Here is a 19678-nt window from a genome sequence, read left to right as displayed (position 1 = left end):
GTATTACTGCCCGTTACCCATAGTCACTTTTGTATTCCACCAGTCTGCGCTGGCGGCTTCTGTCATCCGAATGGTCGGCCGCGCCCCTATGCGCATATCGACCACGGCAACATCCCGTTCCAGAAGGTCCTGCACCTCGTTCACCGCCAGTACACGCTCGAGCGCGCGCACCGGGCGCTCCGTCGGCAGCATGACCCGTTGGCCTCGGTCCAGAACCAGGTCCCAGCGCCGCTCGCCGACGCGGACCAGACCGCGCACCCGGCTGCCCAGGCTGCGCGCAGTGGCCAGAAGCTCCAGTGCCTCGGCCACATGCTGATCTGCACCCTGACCGGCAATCAGCGGAAGATCGGAGCGCTCGGTCCGAGCCGCGATCTCGGCCACGTGTGTGCCCGTTTCGTCCAACAGCTGGATGCCTTCACGGGTGCGCCAGACGATCACGGGCTGACGTTCGACAACATCGACCTGCAGAATGCCGCCCGGACGGATCCGCACGGTTGCCGATTTGACCGGGTCCAAGCCGGTGATCGTGTCCCGGATCTGCTCGACATCCAGATCCCAGGAGCTGAGCGGGAAGTCCAAAGGCACGACTTCGCGGATGTCATCAGCAAGGCCGGCCCCCGCCCCGTCGATCGCCATGAGCTTGACCATGAATTCAGGACGCTCCTGGAACGACGTGATCAGGTTGTCCACCTGCGCCCGAACCGCTTCTCGCCGCTCTTCGGCCGCGAAGTAGAGCCCAACCGTCGCCACGACGGCGCAGAGCGGCACTCCGATCTTGACCCCCAGCCGGATTCCCGGCGTCAGCATCCATCGCTGGAACCGATAACTGAACCGCGACGGTGCCGGGTCCGCACGGCCCTTGCCACGGCGGAAGAACCGACCACCGCGCAACCGCAATTTGGGCTCTGCGCGGTCGGCGTCGGCATCCGCAGACTGGAACTCGGCATCCGGGCCGGAAAGAGGCTTGGCGCGGTGGATCACCGGCGCACGTGTGGCGGTCAGCGGTCGCATGAGGCGTCCTCGACCATCCAGGCGCAGAGCTGACCGAAGGTCATGCCCAGATGCGCGGCTTGTTCAGGCACCAGCGAGGTGGGGGTCATACCCGGCTGGGTGTTGGTCTCCAGTAGAAACAGGCCCTCTTCGCCCTTGGCGTCGTCCCAGCGGTAGTCGGTACGGCTGACGCCGCGGCACCCCAGAACCTGATGGGCGCGCAGGGCATATTCCATGCACAACTCGAAGATCCGCGGCGGGATCTCGGCCGGCAGCACGTGGCGCGATCCGCCGGGCTTGTATTTGGCGTCGTAGTCGTACCAACCGTCGGTCAGAATCTCGGTCACGGTCAAGGCGCGGTCGCCCATCACGGTCACCGTCAGCTCGCGCCCCGCCACGTATTGTTCGACCATGACCTGTTCGGGCATGTCATCCGACAGCTGCGGCGGGCCCTTCGACCCTTCGAACACAAGGTAGATCCCGACGCTCGAGCCTTCGTTGTTGGGCTTGACCACATATGGCGCGGGCATGACGTGCCCCGCCATCACGTCCGATTTCGGAACGATCACGCTGTCGGCTACAGGCAGGCCGGCCGCGCGGAAAACCTCTTTGCTGCGCTGTTTGTCCATGGCCAGCGCCGAGGCCAACACGCCGGAATGCGTGTAGGGCATTCGCAGCCACTCCAGCAGACCCTGCACGCAACCATCCTCGCCCCAGCGGCCATGCAGGGCGTTGAAAACCACGTCAGGCTTGATGTCCTGCAAACGCGCACAAAGGTCAGGACCGGCGTCCAGTTCGACGACCTCGATCCCTTCTCCCACAAGGGCGGCTGCGCATTCGCGCCCGCTGCTGAGAGACACCTCGCGTTCCGCCGAGGGGCCACCCATCAATACCGCCACTTTGGGGTTTGTCCTGCTCGACCTACCCACGTTCGTGCGCCTCAATGTCCCCGGACCTTATCTGGTGGTCCGTATTTCGTTATGCCTTTGATCCGTCGCCTGAATTTGCCTGTTTTGGTCTGACGGTCGGGGCTTTAATCTGTCAGCGGATCACCAACCCGCATGATTTCCCACTCTAGCGTGATCCCGCTTGTTTCGTAAACCTTTTTTCGCACCTCTTCGCCCAGCCCTTCGAGGTCGGCGGCGGTGGCGTTTCCGGTATTGATCAGGAAATTCGAGTGCTTGGGGCTCATCTGTGCGCCCCCGCGCCGGGCGCCGCGCATTCCGGCGTCGTCGATCACCTTCCAGGCCTTCAGGTCGTGAACATCGTCCGACCTCCCGGTCGAGGAGAATCCGGCCGGATTGCGGAAGGTCGACCCGGCGCTGCGGTCCTTGGTGGGCTGGGTCTCGTCGCGCTTTTTCAGCTGCGCCTCCATCCGGGCGTGCAGGTCGGCCGGATCACCCGCCGGGCCCTGGAACGTGGCCGACACCAGCACCGCACCCTCGGGCAGGTCGGACTGACGATAGCGGAAGTTCAGATCGGCCGGCGCCCGTTCGACCACCTCGCCCTGCCGGGTGACGATGGTAGCCGATTTCAGAACATCCGCCGTGTAGCTGCCATAGCACCCGGCGTTCATCCGCACGGCCCCGCCGATAGAACCCGGAATGGTGCGCAGAAAGGTGAGGTCCACCCCCGCATCCGCCGCCTTGCGCGCCACATGCGCATCCAGCGTGGCCGCCCCCGCGGTGACGGTGGTGCCCTCGACCGAGATGCCGTTGAAGCCGCGCCCCAGCCGGATCACCACGGCCCGCAAGCCCCCATCGCGGACGATCAGGTTCGAGCCGACGCCCATGGGAAACACCGGCACCTCGGCCGGAAGGTCGCGCAGGAAAGCCTGCAAATCCTCAAGGTCAGCCGGCTGAAACAGATAGTCCGCCGGGCCGCCGACACGCAGCCAGGTGAGGTCGTTCAGAGCACGGGCCGCGGTCAGACGGCCACGAGGCGTTGGGATCGTGGTCATTGTCCGGATCGCACCGCCAGGCTGCGCCCGACGACTCCGCCCATGATTTCCGCGAACAGAATCGGCAGAACACCTCCGGTCAGCCAGACGAAGTGCCCAAAGGCCTGCTCCTCCTCGCCCGTGCCGACGCCTGCCAACATCACGATCAGGACAAGCGCAACAACCGAAGTCAAACCGATCAGCCACAACAGCGCGCGCAGGCCAAGCCATCGCGCGGCGACAAAGCCGGCCAGCGTCCCGAGCACAAGCGCCGCGAGCGGCAGGTAAGCAAATGTGGCGATGTCCGTCATCGTTGGTCTCCGAAGGGGTGTCGGGTTATTTGTCCGCCGCCTTCATGCCTTGCATTTTCGCCTTTGTCCAACGGGTCAGATAGATCACCGGCCAGCGCAGCACCGACATGCCGGCGGCGAGAACGAACAGGCCGACCCACGGCCCGTTTTCATAGGTGACATAGCCTAGGATCGGAATGCCCACCGCGATCAGCGCATAGGCGCGGGTCCAGTGGTTGTCCTTGCTGGGGATCATAGCCAGCACATTGGCGGCGATGCCCCACAGGGCGGCAAGTGCGATCGACCAGCTCATTGCTCCACCTCGCGGCCCGACCATTTGCGCCAATAATACCGGATAGGATTGCGGAACATCGATACGAACCCCGCAAAGGCCAGCGCTCCGATCAGCCAGCCATGCGCCACGCCCAGCCAGACGATCAGAACCGGTGCGCAGATCAGCAGCACGATGCCCGGCGGGAATTGCAGGCGCATCGGCAGCAGTGCCACGACAGTGGCGCAGATCACCCAAAGGGCGGCAAAGATGACGGAATAATCCATGGTTCTCTCCGCAAATGAGTCACGCACCAAGGCAGCGACACATCCGCAAGTTGTGCACCCAAATGCCTGCTAACGTCAAACGGCTTGTTTTTCCTTCAGCCGGTCAGGCAGCGCATTTGCCCAGGTACTGATGGTGCCGGCACCCAGGCAGACGACCATGTCGCCGGGCCGGGCCTGCTCGCGGACCAGACGCTCTAGGTCGCCTTCGTCCAGCAGCGCGCGCGCGTGACGGTGGCCGTGACGGATCAGGCCCTGCACCAGATCGTCGCGGCTGGCACCTTCGATCGGATCCTCACCGGCAGAGAAGACCTCGGCAATGGCCACGACATCGGCGTCGTTGAAACAGGCGCAGAAATCGTCGAACAGGTTGGACAAGCGTGAATAGCGGTGCGGCTGGTGCACGGCGATCACGCGGCCTTCGGTTGCCTGACGTGCAGCCTTGAGCACCGCCGCGATTTCCACAGGGTGATGGCCGTAATCGTCGATGATGGTGACGCCGTTCACCTCGCCCACCTTGGTAAAGCGGCGGTTGACGCCGCCGAAATTGGCCAGCGCGTCGCGGATTTCAGCGGTTTTCATGCCCAGATGACGTGCCACGGCCACGGCTGACAGCGCGTTCGAGACGTTGTGATCGCCCGGCATCGGGAGGGTGCAACCCTCGATCACGGTATCCTCGTATTGCAGGTGGATGTCGAAATGCGCGATGCCGCCCTTGTAGGTCAGGTTGACTGCACGCACGTCGGCTTGGGCGTTGAACCCATAGGTGCGCACGCGGCGGTCGGTGATGCGGCCCACCAACGCCTGAACCTCGGCATGGTCGGTGCAGCACACCGCCAGACCGTAGAACGGGATGTTCGAGACGAAATCATGAAAGCCCGCGCGCAGCCGGTCGAAATCACCCCAATGCTCCATGTGCTCGGGGTCGATATTGGTGACGATGGCGATGGTCGCCGGCAGCCGGTTGAACGAGCCGTCGGACTCGTCGGCCTCGACCACCATCCATTCGCCCTGCCCCATCCGCGCGTTCGAGCCGTAGGCATGGATCACGCCGCCGTTGATCACGGTCGGGTCGAAATCGCCCGCCACCATCAACTCGGCCATCATCGTGGTGGTCGTGGTCTTGCCGTGGGTACCGGCGATGGCAATGTTGGATTTCAGCCGCATCAGCTCGGCCAACATGTCGGCGCGGCGCACCACCGGCAGGCCCAGCGCACGAGCGCCGTCCAATTCAGGGTTGCCCGGCTTGATCGCTGTCGAGACGACCACGACGGTCGCATTGTCGAGGTTTTCAGCCCGCTGACCCACAAAAATCTCAGCCCCCAGCGAGGCCAGCCGGTCGGTGATCTTCGACGCTTTCAGATCGGATCCCTGCACTTGGTACCCAAGGTTCAGCAGCACCTCGGCGATGCCCGACATTCCGATGCCACCGATGCCCACGAAATGGATCGGTCCGACATCCTGCGGGAGTTTGGTTGCTGGATTCATGGGGTCTCCTTCTGCGCCAGCTGTTCGACAAGGGCCACCAGACGCTCGGTCGCGTCGGGCGCCCCGACCGACAGGGCAGCATGGGCCATTTTCTGTGCAGCTTCGGGGTTGGTCAGAACCAGTGCGATTTGCTCGGTCAGGGCGGGAACGTCAAGCGCATTTTCGGGGATCATGATTGCCCCGCCCGCCTGCACTAGCCCGCGCGCATTGGCGGTCTGGTGATCGCCTGCGGCGGCGGCGAAGGGGATCAGGATCGAAGGTCGCCCGATCACCGAGATGTCGGCCACGCTGGACGCACCCGAGCGGCTGATGACCAGCTGCGCCTCGGACATGCGGCGGGGCACGTCGTGGAAAAAGGGCTGGACCTCGGCCAGAATCCCGTGGTCGGCGTAGAAGGCGCTGACCCGTTCGGTGTCCTCCTCGCGCGCTTGGTGAGAGACGCGGATATACTGGCGCAGGCTCTCGGGCAGTGCAGCTATGGCGCCGGGGACTACATCGCTGAGGATACGGGCGCCCTGGCTGCCGCCCATCACAAGCACCGACATCGGATAGTCTCCGGGCGGGATGTAGGGCGCGGCCGCACGTTCCAGAACGGCAGCCCGGACGGGGTTGCCGGTGTGGATACCGTGGGCGCCCTCGGGCAGGTCGGTGGGCCAGACACCGCAGGCCACATGCGCAACCCGCGTGGCGAACAACTGGTTCACGCGCCCCAAAACGCCGTTCTGTTCGTGGATCATGCGGGGCAGACGCAGCATCACCGCCGCGCTCAGCGCCGGGATCGACGGATAGCCGCCGAACCCAACCACCACGTCCGGCCTGTCGCGCAGCAACTGGGCCGTCATCCCGGCCACACCGGCCGCGATCCGCGGGCCGGCCAGCGCCTTGGCCGCCAGCCCGCCGCGGGCGAAAGTGGCCGAGGAGACCTCGACGATCTCGGTTGAATGCGGGAAACCGCCGGTATAACGCGCGCCGCGCGCATCGGTGGACAGGCGCACGCGCCAATCCTTGTTCAGCATCGCCTCGGCCAGCGCCTGGGCGGGGAACATGTGGCCCCCGGTTCCGCCAGCCGCGATCAGCAAATAAGGGTTCGTCATCAGCCTCGTCCGCGCAGAATGTCGCCCAGTTCGCCCTGTGGGCGGGTGCGGGTGAAGGCCAGCAGCATGCCCAGTGCGATGCCGCCCGCGATCAACGACGAGCCGCCGTAGCTGACGAAAGGCAGCGTCATGCCCTTGGCCGGCAGCAGGCGCACCGCGACGCCCATGTTGATCATCGCCTGAACACCGAACATGCAAGCCAGCCCCGTGCCTGCCAACCGGGTGAACATGTCACGCTCGCGCATCAGTCGCAGCAGGGACCGTACCACGATGATTGAATAGAGCGCGATGATGATCAGCACCAGGATCAGGCCGTATTCTTCGGCCGCGACGGCGATGATGAAATCGGTATGTGCATCGGGCAGCGACCATTTCACCTGCCCCTCGCCAACCCCAACCCCAAACAGCCCGCCCTCGCGGATTGCGTTGGTGGCATAGCCCAACTGGGTCGTCGGATCGACCTCTTGATTCAGGAAACCATCGATGCGCCGGGCGAAGTGTTCAGAATTGGCGTAGGCGAACATGCCACCCAAGACGACCGCCCCGGCCATTCCCAGCAGCAGGAACATCGGTGCACCCGCTACGAAATACATCACGCCCCAGCCGAACAGGATCAGACAGGCCTGACCGAAATCAGGCTGCATCACCAACATGCCAACAATCGACATACACAGCGCAAACGACCACAACCGCCCCGGGGGGCCATTGATCTCCTGCGCTGCGGCCAGCAGCCACGCGGCCACGACAATGAAGCCCGGCTTCAGAAACTCGGACGGTTGCAGCGAGGCGAAGCCCAGCGAATACCAGCGCACCGCACCTTTGCCGAAATCGGTTCCGAAGACCGGCAGAAAGGCCAGCGCAACAAATGAGGCCAGAAAGCCCAGCACCGCCAACCGACGCACCAAGGTGGGTGACATCATTGAGGTCAGCATCATCGCGATCAGCGCCAACACACCGAAAAGGGCCTGACGCTCGACATAGTGGAACGGATCGAACCCGTTGCGCTGCGCCAACGGCGGCGACGAGGCCAGCCCCAGCAGAAGCCCGATCGCAAACAGGATCAGCACGCAGGACATCGTCCAGCGGTCAATCGTCCGCCACCATTTCGGAAGGATCGGTTCACCGCGCTGGTCCTGGACCGCGCCATACACCATCTCAGTCATGAGATACCGCCACTATCTGCCTCGTTAACGTCCCGTTTTCGGGATCTGTTTGAGAGTCTACAGGGAAAATGCCCCTCAGGCCAGCCTCTTCCTCTTGTCATTGGCGTCAATCCGCGCCAAGGGCGAGGGATGCGATTTGACACGATCATACTGGGCGCCGGAGCCGCCGGCATGATGTGCGCCGCCCATTGCGGCGGGCGTGTACTGGTGATCGATCACGCCAAGGCGCCGGGGGAAAAGATCCGCATCTCGGGCGGGGGGCGGTGCAACTTCACCAACCTCCACGCCGGACCACAGAACTTCTTGTCGCAGAACCCGCATTTCTGCAAATCTGCGCTGGCGCGGTACACGCAATGGGATTTCATCGACCTCGTGGACCGTCACGGCATCGCATGGCATGAAAAGACGCTGGGACAGCTGTTCTGCGACGGCTCATCGAAGCAGGTCATCGCCATGCTGCTGGCCGAGATGGACCGCGCAGGCGCCGAGCTGTGGTTGCACACGTCGCTGCGCGATCTGCGCAAGACCGAAACCGGCTTTGAAATGATGGTCGAGCGCGAGGGTGCGCGATATGACCTGAGCTCTGCCAACGTGGTATTGGCCACCGGCGGAAAATCCATCCCCAAGATGGGTGCGACCGGGCTGGCCTATGACATCGCCGCGCAGTTTGGCTTGCACGTCACCGAAACCCGTGCCGCTTTGGTGCCGTTCACCTTCCCCGACGGGCGGTTCAAAGACTTGTCCGGTGTTTCCGTGCCGACGCGATTGTCGAACGATCGCAAGAGTTTCGACGAGGCACTGCTGTTCACCCATCGCGGCCTGAGCGGGCCGGCTGTGCTGCAACTGTCCTCATACTGGCACGAGGGCGAGGCGATCCGGGTCAACCTGATCCCCGAGCTGCCCCTGTTCGACCTGCTGCGCGAACGGCGGCAAAGCGCAGGCCGCAAGGCCCTGACAACCGAACTCGCGCGCCACCTGCCCGCCCGCCTGGTCGAGTATCTGAGCACCCATATCCCGATGCGCGGCAACCTGGCCGATCAGTCGGATGCGGCGTTGCAGGCACTGACCGATTCGCTGTCCGACTGGGCACTGACCCCCTCGGGCACCGAAGGGTATCGCACCGCCGAAGTCACCTTGGGCGGCATCGACACGGACGGCCTGTCGTCCAAAACGATGGAGGCCAGGGATGTCCCCGGCCTCTATGCGATTGGTGAAGCGGTGGATGTCACCGGATGGCTGGGCGGGTACAATTTCCAATGGGCGTGGTCCTCGGGCCACGCCGCCGGAATTGCGATCGCCGGTCGCCTTTAGCCTACGACGTTATAGCCGCGGCCGCGCATGCAGTTGCGGACGATGACTTCCTGCTTCTGGGTGTTTTGCAGAGCGCTGGCCCCTGCCCCCACCAGTGCGCCAGCGACGGCCGCACGGCCCAGATCGCTTGCGCTGTCGTCGATGATGGCTTTGGTGCCCGCTGCACCCGCCGCGCCAATGGCCGCCGCGCCAGCGGTATTGCTGTCGATCGTGCCCTGCTGCCGCGCCACGGCCTGACACTGCGCCAAGTCTGCGTTGTAATTCGGGCTGACGGGTCCATCCACAATGGGCTGGTAGTTCGCGCCTGTGTTCGTGCAGGCCCCTGCCACCAGGATGGCCGGCAGGATCATTGAAAGCTTGCGGTTCAGCATGGTCTTAACCTCGTGTTGGATTCCTAGGGTAACAAAATCATTAATTCTGGTGCGTCAAGCTGATAGCACTTCAATTTGGCCCAACCGGCGGTTCATTGCAAATGCGCAGTTCAAAGCCGCTTTTGTACCTGCGCCACGAAATCGTCACCGCGCTGTTCGAAATTGTCGTACTGGTCGAAACTGGCCGCCGCGGGCGCCAGCAGCACGGTCTCACCCGGCGCGGCGTCGCGCATGGCCTGTTCGACCGCCTCGGCCATGGTGGTGCAAACGCGGGCTTCAACCGACAACTGCATGGCGAAGCCGGCCGCCTCGCGCCCGATCACGTAGGCGCACAGAACCTCGTCGGTCGCGTCGTTCAGCGCTGCGATACCGCCCTCTTTCTCAAGCCCGCCGCAGATCCAGCGGATCTTTTTGAACGCGCCCAGCGCCTTGGCGGCGCTGTCGACATTGGTGGCCTTGGAGTCATTCACGAATGTCACACCGTTTGCCTCAGCGATGATCTGGCTGCGGTGCGGCAAGCCTGGATAGCTGAGCAACGCGTCCTCGATCAACTTGGGCGCCAGCCCCAGCGCGCGGCAGGCGGCATAGGCCGAGCACGCGTTTTGGTGGTTGTGCGTTCCGGGCAAGCCCTTGATGCCGCGCAGGTCGATCGACGCGGCCTGCCGCCCCTTGCGGTACTCCGACAGGAACCCCTTGCGGGCAAAGACCTGCCAACCCGGACCGGCCAATTTGCGCGCCACAGAGACGCGGATCACCCGGTCGTCGCCCGGCCCTTCGGCCAGTTGCCCAGCGAGAAACGCGCCTTCGATCTCGTCCACGCCGATCACGGCACGGTCGGGACCGCCTTCTGAGAACAGGCGGCGCTTGGCGGAAAAATAGCCGCCCATGCCCCCGTGTCGGTCCAAATGGTCGGGCGAGAGATTGGTGAACACCGCCACGTCGGGCGTCAGCGCACGCGCCAGCTCGGTCTGATAGCTGGAAAGCTCCAGCACCACCACTGATCCGTCGCCGCCGGGGTCGATATCCAGAACGCCGCGCCCGATATTGCCCGCCAGCTGCGCCTCGCGCCCCGACTGGGTCAGGATGTGGTGGATCAGCGCGGCCGTGGTCGATTTCCCGTTCGAACCGGTGACGGCGACCACACGCGGCGGCACATCGAACTTGTCCCATTCGGCACCGCCCAACGAGCGGAAGAACAGACCAATGTCATTGTCGACCGGTACGCCAGCCTGCAGTGCGGCGGCAACAACCGGGTTGGGTTCGGGATAAAGATGGGGAATGCCGGGTGAGACGATCAACGCGGCGATCGCGTCGAAGGCGCCCTGCCGTCGCAGGTCCTGACACAGGAACCCCTCGGCCTCGGCCTTTTCGCGCGCGGCAGGGTTGTCATCCCAGCAGACCGGCTCGGCCCCACCAGCCCGCAATGCGCGCGCCGTGGCCAAACCCGACCGCCCCAGCCCCAGAACCGCAACCTTATGTCCTGAAAACCCTTTGACCGGGATCATGCCGCGCACCTTCTTCCATCTGCCAATGCGCCGCCACCCTGTACCGAAGAATTGACCCTTGGCAAGGGCGGCGACAGGCTCGCGCCCTCGGCGCGAGCCGGGCCCAACGGGCACAGGCGGGCCGCAGGCCCACCGCGCCCGGCTGGAGCCTTACCGTACTTTCAGTGTTGCAAGGCCAATCATCGCTAGGATCAGCGAGATGATCCAGAACCGGATCACGATAGTCGGTTCGGCCCACCCCTTCTTCTCATAGTGGTGATGGATCGGCGCCATCAGGAAGACCCGCCGCCCTGTGCGTTTGAAATACAGCACCTGGATAATCACGCTCAACGCCTCGACCACGAACAGGCCGCCGACGATGGCCAGAACCAGCTCGTGCTTGGTGGCGACGGCGATGGCGCCCAGCGCACCGCCCAAGGCCAAAGACCCGGTATCCCCCATGAACACCGCGGCGGGCGGGGCGTTGTACCACAGGAACCCAAGCCCGCCTCCAAACAGCGCGGCGGTGAAGATCAGGATCTCACCCGTGCCGGGCACATAATGCACGTCCAGATATTCGGTAAAGTCGACGCGACCCACCGCATAGGCGATCACGCCCAAAGTCGACGCCGCGATCATCGCGGGCATGATGGCCAGCCCGTCCAGCCCGTCGGTCAGGTTCACTGCATTCGCCGCCCCCACGATCACCACGATCGAGAACGGAATGTAGAAGATACCCAGATTGATCAGCGTGTCCTTGAAGATCGGCACGGCCAGCTGGTTCTGCAGCATCTCCGGGTGGTGCAGCGTCGCCCACAGCGCGGCCAGCGCGGCGATGATGATGCCCAAAGCCAGGCGCATTTTGCCTGAAACGCCCTTGGTATTCTGCTTCGACACCTTGGCATAGTCGTCCGCGAATCCGATGGCCGCATAGGCCAGCGTGACGAAAAGAACCATCCACACATAAGGATTGTCCCACCGTGCCCAAATCAGCGTGGACGTCACCAGGGCACCTACAATCAGCAGACCACCCATCGTGGGCGTGCCGGCCTTGGTAAAGTGCCCCTCGGGGCCGTCATCCCGGATTGGCTGACCTTTGCCCTGTTTCCTGCGCAGCACGTTGATCAACGGCTTGCCGAACAGGAAGCCAAAGATCAGGGCCGTCAGAAAGGCGCCGCCTGCGCGGAAAGTTATGTAGCGGAAGAGGTTGAAGAAATCCCCTCCGTCCGACAGGCTGGTCAACCAATAGAGCATTACAAAACCTTTCTCACACCGCGGTCATGGGTGGTCATGCATCAAGCGCGCCCACTTGCCCCATTTTCCGCAAACCGTCAACAATCCGTGCCAGCGCCATGCTGAGAGAGCCTTTGGCCAACACGGCATCGCCCGCCCGAACCAGCTGCGGCAGCTCTTGTGCCATTTCCGCGCTCGTCTCAAACCACAGCCCGCGCTTGTCCTCGGGCAGGGCCTCGTGCAGCGCCCGCATCAACGGACCGATGCAGTGCACCTTGTCGATCTGCTTCATGGCCGGCACTTCTGCCATCGCTGTGTGCATCGCGCGTTCATCGGGCCCCAGCTCTTTCATGTCGCCCAGAAAGGCGATGCGCCTTTCGCACTTAGCTGCCGCCAGCACATCCAATGCCGCCGCCATCGAGGTCGGATTGGCGTTGTAGCTGTCATCCAGCAGTTCGATCTGCCCGCCATCCGGCAGGGCCAGCGTCTCGCGCACGCCCCGCCCCGTGACCGGCGCCCATTTGGCCAGGCCGGCAATGGCCGCGTCCAGATCGACACCCAGCGCGACGCAGGCAGCCAGCGCGCCCAGGGCGTTCATGGCAAAATGCGTCCCCGCCGATTGCACGTCGAAGGCGAAAGGCTGGCCCATAACGTCGGCGGTGACGTGAATGTCCGTGGGCGACTGGGTCACGCCGGTCAGCCGATAATCCGATGCGGTGCGGCCGAAATCCACGATCACGGCGCCATGCCGGGCGGCGCAGGTGCGCAGGATGTCGGTGTGATCCAGGTCGGCGTTCACGATGGCAGTGCCGCCGGCCTCCAGCCCATCAAAGATGGCGGCCTTTTCGTGGGCTATGCCGGCAACCGACTCGAACGCCTCGAGGTGAACCGCGGCGACGGTGGTGACCAGCGCCACATGCGGGCGGGCCTGCCGCGCCAGGGGGGCAATTTCGCCGGGGTGGTTCATGCCGATCTCGATCACCGCATATTCGGTGTCGCGCGGCATCCGGGCCAGAGTCAGCGGCACGCCCCAATGGTTGTTGTAGCTGGCGACGCTGGCATGGGTGCGGCCCTGATCCGACAGGATGGTCGCCAGCATCTCCTTGGTCGAGGTCTTGCCGACACTTCCCGTCACCCCAACCACGCGGGCCTTGCACCGGTCACGGGCGGCGCGGCCCAACGCCTCGAGCGCGGTCTGTACGTCATCGACGATCAGCAGCGGCGCATCGGGGGCCACACCGTCGGGCACCCGCGAGACCAGCGCGGCGGCGGCCCCTTTTTCCAGCGCCTGCGCCACGAAATCATGCCCGTCGCGCGCCGCCTTCAACGCCACGAACAGGTCGCCCGGTTGCAGCGTGCGCGTATCGATGGACACGCCGCCCGCCTGCCAGTCGGTCGTGGCCCGTCCGCCCGTCGCGGCGGCGGCCTCGGATGCGGTCCAGAGCGTCATGCGACCCTCCCGTCCAGTGCGGCCACGGCGATGCTGGCCTGCTCCACATCATCGAAGGGCAGAACCTGGTCACCGACGATTTGCCCGGTCTCGTGCCCCTTGCCCGCGATCAGCAGCGCATCGCCCGGCTGCAATGCATCGATGCCGCGCAGGATGGCCTCTGCCCGGTCGGCAACCTCGGTTGCGTCGGGGGCCCCGGCCATCACCGCGGCGCGGATGGCGGCGGGGTCTTCCGAGCGCGGGTTGTCGTCGGTGACAAACACGATATCGGCGTTCTCGGCCGCGGCGCGGCCCATCAGCGGGCGCTTGGTCGCGTCGCGGTCGCCGCCCGCGCCGACGATGGCGATCAACCGGCCCATCACATGCGGACGCAGTGCCTGCAACGCGGTGGCCACAGCATCGGGCGTGTGCGCGTAGTCGACGAATACCGCCGCCCCGTTGCCGCGGGTCGCGGCCAACTGCATCCGCCCCCGCACCGTGGTCAGATGCGGTAGGGTGTCGAAGACATGTTCAGCCTCGTCTCCGCTGGCGATGACCAATCCGCAGGCCAGCAGAACGTTTTCCGCCTGGAACCCGCCGATCAGTTTCAGCCGGGTCTGGAAGGTCTTGCCGCGCCAGGCAAAGCGCAGATCCTGCCCGGTGGCGTCGAACCGTTGATTCAACAGGCAAAGATCGACATCCCCGCTGCCCACGGTCAGAACTGTCTGACCGCGTGCTTGCGCGATATCACGGATCGCGACGCCTTTCGGATCATCCATGTTGATCACGGCCGTTCCGTCCTGCGGCAGAACCCGGTCGAACAGGCCGGCCTTGGCGGCGAAATACGCCTCGAACGTCGCGTGATAGTCCAGGTGATCCTGGGTGAAATTCGAAAACCCCGCCGCCGTCAGATGCACGCCGTCCAGCCGGCGCTGTTCCAGCCCGTGCGACGAGGCCTCCATCGCGGCGTGGGTCACGCCGGCCTTGGCGGCCTCGGCCAGACAGCGATGCAGGGTAATGGGTTCGGGCGTCGTGTGGGCCAGCGGTGCCGTCCACGCGCCCTCGACCCCTGTGGTGCCGAGGTTGACGGCCATGTGTCCCAACTCGGTCCAGATCTGGCGCACGAAGGTTGAAATCGAGGTCTTGCCGTTGGTGCCGGTGACCGCCACCATGGTGCGCGGCTGCGCCCCGAACCACAATGCGGCGGTGTATGCCAGCGTCTGGCGCGGGTCCTGCACCACCACCAGGGCGGCGTCCGAGGCGGCCAGTTCATCAGCGGCGATCCGTGCGCCTTCGGCATCGGTCAGAATGGCGGCGGCCCCCATGCGCAGGGCATATTGGATGAATTCGCCGCCATGCACGCGCGTCCCCGGCAGCGCCGCGAACAAAAAGCCGTCCTTGACCTGACGGCTGTCAACGGCCAGCCCGGTAATCTCCGGGTCGGCACCGCCGCGCGCGGTCAGGGCCAGTTGGCTGAGTTTCTTTGACCTTGCGCCCATGACCCACCTCTGTCGGACTGCCTAATTCGAGGTCAGCGTTATAGCAGCGCGATCCTCAGGCTCAAGCCGCGGACGCAGCCCCAGCAGCGGCGCGATGCGGCCGATCAACTCGGCCGCCACGGGCACCGCCGTCCAGCCTGCCGTGCGGCGCTTTTCGCCGTAGGCCAGGATCGACGGTTCGTCCAGCGCAACGATCAGTACATATTTCGGATCGTAGGCCGGAAAAACCGAAGCGAAGGTGGCGATCACCTTGTCATCATAGTAGCCGCCGCGCGGCTTGGGCTTGTCGGCGGTGCCAGTTTTGCCGGCCACAGCATAGCCCGGAACGTCACCAAAGCTGGCGGTTCCATCCGTCACCACCTTGCGCAGCATCATCAACGATTGTTTGGCCGCGCTTTCCGACATCACGCGCGGCCCGTATTGCGGGCCGTTGCGGCGCAGGATCGTGGGACTGACATAATGCCCGCCATTGGCGATGGCCGCATAGCCCGCCGCCAGATGCATCGGGCTGGTCGACAGGCCGTGGCCGTAGGAAATGGTGACGGTGCTCAATTCACCCCACTTCTTGGGCTTGAGCGGCACCCCACCCTTGGCCTCGACGATCTCGAACGGCGTGGGGTCGAACATGCCCAGCGCGTCCAGGAACTGCTGCTGGCGCTCGGCGCCGATCTGCAGCGCCAACCGCCCGGTGCCGCGGTTCGAGCTGTGCACGATCACATCGGCCACGCTGATCTTGCCATAATTCTTGCCGTTGAATTCGCCGATCGGGAAACGTCCGATCTTCATCGGCCCCGAGGTGTCGATGATCGTGTCGGCATTGACCAGCCCCAGATCGACCGCTTGCGCGGCGGTGAAGATCTTGAAGACCGAGCCCAGTTCGTACACCCCCTGCACATAGCGGTTGAACAGCGGGCTGTCCGAGGGGTCAAAGCCCGAGGTCGGCGGGCGCGGACGGTCGTTCGGGTCGAACGATGGCAACGAGGCGGCAGCAATCACTTCGCCGGTATGGGCGTTCATCAGCACCGCCGAGGCGCCTTTGGCGTTCATAATCTTCATGCCGCCGTCCAGCACCTGCTCGACCGCCGCCTGAACGGTCAGGTCAAGCGACAGCTGCAGCGGCTTGGTTCCGTTGGCCGGGTCGCGCAGATAGTCATCGAACTGTTTTTCCACCCCGGCCACACCGATCACCTCGGCAGCCGAGACGCCTTCGCGCCCAAAGCCTGAACCGCCAAGGATATGCGCGGCCAGCCGGCCGTTGGGATAGAGCCGCATTTCGCGCGGGCCGAACAGGATGCCCGGATCGCCGATGTCATGCACCGCCTGCTTTTGTTCCGGTGAAATACGTTTTTTGATCCAGAGGAATTTACGCTTGCCGGTGAAGTCCTTGACCAACCGCTCTTTGTCCAGATCCGGGAAGATCGCCACCAGCTTTTCCGCGGCCGCGATCGGGTCGATCATCAGCGGGGGCTGGGCATAAACGGAGTAGGTATCAAGGTTGGTCGCAAGGATTCGGCCTTCGCGGTCCACGATATTCGCCCGCTGCATGGCAATCGACGCGCCCGGGGCGCTCGCTAGCGGCTCTTGCGCCTCCGAAGTAGCCAATGCGCCCATCCGGAACCCGACAATGGCAAATGCCGCAAAGAAAAACGCGCTGAGCACCAGCAACCGCCCCTCGGCGCGGGCGCGGGCGCGGTCCTTCATCTCTTCGTGGCGGCGGCGGATGTTCTCGCGTTCGATCACCTTGGGGTTTTCCCCGCGGGCGCGGGCCTCGAGGATGCGGGCAAGCGGGCGGAGCGGTGTGCGCGTCATGGGATCTGCACCTCGCCCAGGGCCTGGGTGTCGGTGATCGCCTGCAATTCGATCGGGTCGGCGATGGGCAGGTCGGGATCCTCGGCATAGGCGATCTGGTCAGCGCGTCCGAATTGCTCGGCGCGCAGCGGCAGAAGGCCCAGACGCTCGAAATTAAGGTCGGCCAGTTCACGCAGTCGGTCGGGGCGGTTCAGATAGGCCCATTCGGCCTGCAATACAGCCAGCCGAGCCTGGGCCGCGCCGATCTGGTGCTGCAGAGACTGGGTTTCCTTCAGTACCTGTTGGGTGCGGTAGTTTTCCTGATAGGCCCACAGGGCCAGCCCGAAAACACCCAAGGCGGTCAATACAAACAGAATACTCTTCATCTTGCCTTTCCCCCGATCATGGGCATGCCAATGGCGCGGGCATCAATTTCCCCCGCCGGAGCATCGGTACGAACAGCAACCCGCAACTTGGCCGAGCGCGCGCGCGGGTTGTCCTGCAACTCCTGCGGGTCGGGGCCGATGGCCTTGCGAGTCTTCAATGTGAATTGCGGCTGATCCTGCTGGATCTCGGGCGCATAGCGGTTGGCACGGCCGGTCTTGCCCGCGCGCGACTGGAAAAAGCGTTTGACCATTCGGTCCTCGACCGAGTGGAAGGTGACCACGGCCAGTTGCCCGCCCGGCTTCAACGCGCGCTCGGCGGCCATCAGGCCCTGGAACAGCTCCTCGTATTCGGCATTCACCGCAATGCGGAGCGCCTGGAACGACCGAGTGGCCGGATGGGATTGTCCGGGCTTGGCGCGCGGCAGGCAGGATTCGACGATCTCGGCCAGACGCAGGGTGGTGGTGATGGGCGACTCGGTGCGGGCCTTGACGATGGCGCGCGCGATGCGGCGGCTGGCCCGTTCTTCGCCATAGTGGAACAGGATGTCGGCCAACTGCTCCTCGGTCGCGCTGTTGACCAGATCAGCTGCGCTTTCGCCCTCCTGGCTCATGCGCATGTCCAGTGGGCCGTCCTTCATGAAGGAAAAGCCGCGCTCGGCCTGATCCAGCTGCATGGACGAGACACCAAGGTCCAGCACCACGCCATCGAGGTTGCTGGCGTATTCATCCATGCGAGAAAAGACACCCGGCTGCATCACCAGCCGATCGCCATATACGGCTGCCCACTCCGCCGCCATTTCAAAGGCCAACGGATCGCGATCGACACCGATAACCGTGTCGGCGCCAGCCTCAAGCAAACCCCGGGTATAGCCGCCTGCACCAAAGGTGCCATCCAGCCACGTGCCAGATACCGGATGAACCGCGTCCAGCAACGGGCGCAGCAGAACGGGAATGTGGGGTTTATCAGATGAAGTGTGATCCGCGCCGGCCATGCCGTCACGCACCTTCGATGCCATCAAGGAACTGCATCGGATCGAAATCCTCGGGCAGTTCGTCCAACCAGTCTTCGGTGGCGGCCAGTTCCTCGGCCTCGTATGTCTCGGGCTTCCAGATCTGGAACGTGTCGCCCGCGGCGATGAAGAACGCCTCGCCTTCCAGCCCGATCTTGTTGCGCAGCTTGGCCGGCAACACCAGGCGTCCGGTTTCATCGACGTTGGTCGGGAAAGACTGCCCGTGGAACAGGCGCTGCAACATCTTGCGCTGCATCGAGCCGCGCGGCAGCGCGTCGATCTTGGCGTCGACCTCGTCGATCGCCTCCATAGTATAGCATTCAAGGTATTTGCGGCGGTGGTCACCGTATACGATTACCAGTTCAGGATTGTCGCCAGGCTGCCAGTTGGGGTCCGAGGCCTCGAGCACACGGCGAAACGAGGCCGGGATCGACACCCTGCCCTTCGCGTCCACCTTGTGGTGGCTTTCACCTCTAAACCTGCGCGCCAAGACGACTGTCCCTTTCGCTTGCGCCCCACCTACGTCTTCCCCCGGATGAAAAACGGCGGGTTGATCTGCTGCCACTGATCAACCCGCCGCATTGACCCGCTTCGCGGGATGTCCAGCTGCGCGCGCCACCTGGGGGGATGTCTGCTCGCCCGCGCGCCGGATCTCTTGAGTGATGAAAGCGAGATGCCTGTATGAAACCTGTTTATTTTTGGTTCGGGGTCGTTTGGCGCCCCATGTGCCTCGTCCTCATCGGATGAATAAGGGATGCCATGGGAATTCATGGAAATCAATGAGATTTTTTTCCAATAAGGTTAGATTCGGAAAGCTACAGCAGTAGAAATCCATACGCAAACATGAAATCCGTCCACAGTTAGACGCACTAAACCAATCCAACACAACATATAGACAAATATCGCGCTGGAAAATTTTTCCCACGATTTCCCACATTTTCTGCGGAACGACCCTGAGTCCGTCCAGTACCCCCACTAATTCGGCCATATGGCGCCGAATCACCCTGCGTTCCTGGCCGAGCCCCGGAGAGACCGCCCCGGATTTCCCACCAATTCCCGCCAGTCCCACAAAGTCCCATGACCCCACCCAAATCGGGAGTTGACCCAGACGCACAAAAATCGCGCAATCCTGAACCGCACAAATTCCACGTTTACGCGCGCAAATTTTCATCAAAATGATGGGCGGTAGCCAGACCCGAGCAATGCCCCGCAGTTCGCGCTAACGAAAATATCCATATTTTAAAGGTATATTTTCGGGTGTCTGGATTCCGGCAGTCAATCTATGCACTTGCTGCATAGCAGCATTGATCCTGTCCGGTATTGTGCAATCGCAGCATTTGCCTATCTTCAGTCTCAAGCAAGCGCCGGAACATCGCGGCGGAAACGACAGATGATTGGGTAACGAACATGGCAGTCGCAAGCACCAACAGCGCACACAAAAGCGCATCGACATTTGGTTTCGCCTCTCTGATCGAAACCATGAAGACCCGTATCGCACGCTATCGCGTGTACCGCCAGACGGTGAACGAACTGTCAGAACTGTCGGACCGCGAGCTGGCCGATCTGGGCCTGCACCGTTCGATGATCCGTCGCCTGGCCATGCAGGCCGCCGAAGAACAATTTGCGCGCTAAGCGCCACGAAACACCG

At 63.7% G+C, this 19678-nt stretch carries 20 protein-coding genes; 2 read left to right on the top strand and 18 right to left on the bottom strand.

Annotated elements, in window-relative coordinates; genetic code table 11:
- Positions 1–3: 3 nt before the first annotated feature.
- From ACR0FC_RS10095 to ftsW, 9 genes are all read right to left on the bottom strand, one after another.
- On the bottom strand, positions 4–1011 hold the full coding sequence (locus ACR0FC_RS10095; protein ID WP_170340297.1) for a cell division protein FtsQ/DivIB: 1008 nt from the start codon (positions 1009–1011) through the stop codon (positions 4–6).
- Positions 999–1919: a D-alanine--D-alanine ligase gene (locus tag ACR0FC_RS10090; protein ID WP_170340296.1), complete on the bottom strand. Its 921-nt coding sequence runs from the start codon at positions 1917–1919 to the stop codon at positions 999–1001. The genes ACR0FC_RS10095 and ACR0FC_RS10090 overlap by 13 nt, the downstream gene beginning before the upstream one ends.
- Positions 1920–2023: 104 nt before the next feature.
- On the bottom strand, positions 2024–2950 hold the full coding sequence (gene murB / locus ACR0FC_RS10085) for a UDP-N-acetylmuramate dehydrogenase (RefSeq protein WP_170340294.1): 927 nt from the start codon (positions 2948–2950) through the stop codon (positions 2024–2026).
- The gene (locus ACR0FC_RS10080) at positions 2947–3240 is read right to left on the bottom strand and encodes a hypothetical protein (protein ID WP_170340293.1); all 294 of its coding nucleotides are present in this window, start codon (positions 3238–3240) and stop codon (positions 2947–2949) included. The genes murB and ACR0FC_RS10080 overlap by 4 nt, the downstream gene beginning before the upstream one ends.
- Positions 3241–3265: 25 nt before the next feature.
- A complete protein-coding gene (locus ACR0FC_RS10075) occupies positions 3266–3532 on the bottom strand; it encodes a DUF2484 family protein (RefSeq protein WP_005984154.1) in 267 nt (88 codons plus the stop codon).
- Positions 3529–3777, bottom strand: coding sequence for a DUF2484 family protein (locus tag ACR0FC_RS10070; protein WP_170340291.1), 249 nt, complete (start codon positions 3775–3777; stop codon positions 3529–3531). Before ACR0FC_RS10070 ends, ACR0FC_RS10075 begins: the two co-directional genes overlap by 4 nt.
- Positions 3778–3852: 75 nt before the next feature.
- Positions 3853–5262, bottom strand: coding sequence for a UDP-N-acetylmuramate--L-alanine ligase (murC, locus tag ACR0FC_RS10065; protein ID WP_170340290.1), 1410 nt, complete (start codon positions 5260–5262; stop codon positions 3853–3855).
- Complete coding sequence (locus ACR0FC_RS10060) at positions 5259–6356, bottom strand: UDP-N-acetylglucosamine--N-acetylmuramyl-(pentapeptide) pyrophosphoryl-undecaprenol N-acetylglucosamine transferase (RefSeq protein WP_170340288.1); 1098 nt, start codon at positions 6354–6356, stop codon at positions 5259–5261. Before ACR0FC_RS10060 ends, murC begins: the two co-directional genes overlap by 4 nt.
- Positions 6356–7519, bottom strand: coding sequence for a putative lipid II flippase FtsW (ftsW, locus tag ACR0FC_RS10055; protein ID WP_093964841.1), 1164 nt, complete (start codon positions 7517–7519; stop codon positions 6356–6358). The genes ACR0FC_RS10060 and ftsW overlap by 1 nt, the downstream gene beginning before the upstream one ends.
- A 129-nt stretch (positions 7520–7648) precedes the next feature.
- On the opposite strand from ftsW, the gene ACR0FC_RS10050 reads away from it, so the two are divergent.
- Complete coding sequence (locus ACR0FC_RS10050) at positions 7649–8830, top strand: BaiN/RdsA family NAD(P)/FAD-dependent oxidoreductase (protein WP_170340286.1); 1182 nt, start codon at positions 7649–7651, stop codon at positions 8828–8830.
- On the opposite strand, the gene ACR0FC_RS10045 is transcribed toward ACR0FC_RS10050, so the two are convergent.
- The 9 genes from ACR0FC_RS10045 to mraZ all read right to left on the bottom strand — a co-directional run bounded on the left by ACR0FC_RS10045 (position 8827) and on the right by mraZ (position 18520).
- Entirely contained in the window at positions 8827–9201 is a 375-nt protein-coding gene (locus ACR0FC_RS10045) for a glycine zipper family protein (RefSeq protein WP_093964839.1), read from the bottom strand. The two genes, ACR0FC_RS10050 and ACR0FC_RS10045, sit on opposite strands and share 4 nt — an antisense overlap.
- A 110-nt stretch (positions 9202–9311) precedes the next feature.
- Positions 9312–10706, bottom strand: coding sequence for a UDP-N-acetylmuramoyl-L-alanine--D-glutamate ligase (murD, locus tag ACR0FC_RS10040; protein ID WP_170340284.1), 1395 nt, complete (start codon positions 10704–10706; stop codon positions 9312–9314).
- Between the two features lie 150 nt (positions 10707–10856).
- Positions 10857–11939 carry a phospho-N-acetylmuramoyl-pentapeptide-transferase gene (gene mraY / locus ACR0FC_RS10035; RefSeq protein WP_093964837.1) on the bottom strand — a complete coding sequence of 361 codons (1083 nt, stop codon included), beginning with the start codon at positions 11937–11939 and terminating at the stop codon, positions 10857–10859.
- Positions 11940–11973: 34 nt separating this feature from the next.
- Positions 11974–13368, bottom strand: a complete 1395-nt coding sequence (locus ACR0FC_RS10030) for a UDP-N-acetylmuramoyl-tripeptide--D-alanyl-D-alanine ligase (protein WP_170340283.1) — start codon at positions 13366–13368, stop codon at positions 11974–11976.
- The gene (locus ACR0FC_RS10025) at positions 13365–14846 is read right to left on the bottom strand and encodes a UDP-N-acetylmuramoyl-L-alanyl-D-glutamate--2,6-diaminopimelate ligase (protein WP_170340281.1); all 1482 of its coding nucleotides are present in this window, start codon (positions 14844–14846) and stop codon (positions 13365–13367) included. Before ACR0FC_RS10025 ends, ACR0FC_RS10030 begins: the two co-directional genes overlap by 4 nt.
- Positions 14847–14867: 21 nt before the next feature.
- Positions 14868–16655 (bottom strand): peptidoglycan D,D-transpeptidase FtsI family protein, encoded by a 1788-nt coding sequence (locus ACR0FC_RS10020; RefSeq protein WP_170340279.1) that lies wholly within the window; start codon positions 16653–16655, stop codon positions 14868–14870.
- The gene (ftsL, locus tag ACR0FC_RS10015; protein ID WP_093964833.1) at positions 16652–17020 is read right to left on the bottom strand and encodes a cell division protein FtsL; all 369 of its coding nucleotides are present in this window, start codon (positions 17018–17020) and stop codon (positions 16652–16654) included. The genes ACR0FC_RS10020 and ftsL overlap by 4 nt, the downstream gene beginning before the upstream one ends.
- Positions 17017–18012, bottom strand: a complete 996-nt coding sequence (gene rsmH / locus ACR0FC_RS10010) for a 16S rRNA (cytosine(1402)-N(4))-methyltransferase RsmH (protein ID WP_170340544.1) — start codon at positions 18010–18012, stop codon at positions 17017–17019. Before rsmH ends, ftsL begins: the two co-directional genes overlap by 4 nt.
- Positions 18013–18016: 4 nt before the next feature.
- Positions 18017–18520, bottom strand: coding sequence for a division/cell wall cluster transcriptional repressor MraZ (gene mraZ, locus ACR0FC_RS10005; protein WP_093965061.1), 504 nt, complete (start codon positions 18518–18520; stop codon positions 18017–18019).
- A gap of 917 nt (positions 18521–19437) precedes the next feature.
- Here mraZ and ACR0FC_RS10000 point away from each other — a divergent pair.
- On the top strand, positions 19438–19662 hold the full coding sequence (locus ACR0FC_RS10000; RefSeq protein WP_093964832.1) for a DUF1127 domain-containing protein: 225 nt from the start codon (positions 19438–19440) through the stop codon (positions 19660–19662).
- Positions 19663–19678: the final 16 nt, after the last annotated feature.

Source organism: Ruegeria sp. BB9 (assembly GCF_056539345.1).
The sequence above is the reverse complement of the archived record's forward strand: the minus strand, read 5'-3'. Positions and strand labels throughout refer to the sequence as shown.

Coding starts and splice junctions, on each gene's coding strand:
- ACR0FC_RS10020 (WP_170340279.1), bottom strand. CDS start 16,655: ATGACGCGCACACCGCTCCGCCCGCTTGCCCGCATCCTCGAGGCCCGC.
- rsmH (WP_170340544.1), bottom strand. CDS start 18,012: ATGGCCGGCGCGGATCACACTTCATCTGATAAACCCCACATTCCCGTT.
- ACR0FC_RS10060 (WP_170340288.1), bottom strand. CDS start 6,356: ATGACGAACCCTTATTTGCTGATCGCGGCTGGCGGAACCGGGGGCCAC.
- ACR0FC_RS10075 (WP_005984154.1), bottom strand. CDS start 3,532: ATGAGCTGGTCGATCGCACTTGCCGCCCTGTGGGGCATCGCCGCCAAT.
- ACR0FC_RS10080 (WP_170340293.1), bottom strand. CDS start 3,240: ATGACGGACATCGCCACATTTGCTTACCTGCCGCTCGCGGCGCTTGTG.
- murC (WP_170340290.1), bottom strand. CDS start 5,262: ATGAATCCAGCAACCAAACTCCCGCAGGATGTCGGACCGATCCATTTC.
- ACR0FC_RS10045 (WP_093964839.1), bottom strand. CDS start 9,201: ATGCTGAACCGCAAGCTTTCAATGATCCTGCCGGCCATCCTGGTGGCA.
- ACR0FC_RS10025 (WP_170340281.1), bottom strand. CDS start 14,846: ATGGGCGCAAGGTCAAAGAAACTCAGCCAACTGGCCCTGACCGCGCGC.
- ACR0FC_RS10000 (WP_093964832.1), top strand. CDS start 19,438: ATGGCAGTCGCAAGCACCAACAGCGCACACAAAAGCGCATCGACATTT.
- murB (WP_170340294.1), bottom strand. CDS start 2,950: ATGACCACGATCCCAACGCCTCGTGGCCGTCTGACCGCGGCCCGTGCT.
- ACR0FC_RS10070 (WP_170340291.1), bottom strand. CDS start 3,777: ATGGATTATTCCGTCATCTTTGCCGCCCTTTGGGTGATCTGCGCCACT.
- ACR0FC_RS10030 (WP_170340283.1), bottom strand. CDS start 13,368: ATGACGCTCTGGACCGCATCCGAGGCCGCCGCCGCGACGGGCGGACGG.
- murD (WP_170340284.1), bottom strand. CDS start 10,706: ATGATCCCGGTCAAAGGGTTTTCAGGACATAAGGTTGCGGTTCTGGGG.
- mraY (WP_093964837.1), bottom strand. CDS start 11,939: ATGCTCTATTGGTTGACCAGCCTGTCGGACGGAGGGGATTTCTTCAAC.
- ftsW (WP_093964841.1), bottom strand. CDS start 7,519: ATGACTGAGATGGTGTATGGCGCGGTCCAGGACCAGCGCGGTGAACCG.
- ACR0FC_RS10050 (WP_170340286.1), top strand. CDS start 7,649: ATGCGATTTGACACGATCATACTGGGCGCCGGAGCCGCCGGCATGATG.
- ftsL (WP_093964833.1), bottom strand. CDS start 17,020: ATGAAGAGTATTCTGTTTGTATTGACCGCCTTGGGTGTTTTCGGGCTG.
- ACR0FC_RS10095 (WP_170340297.1), bottom strand. CDS start 1,011: ATGCGACCGCTGACCGCCACACGTGCGCCGGTGATCCACCGCGCCAAG.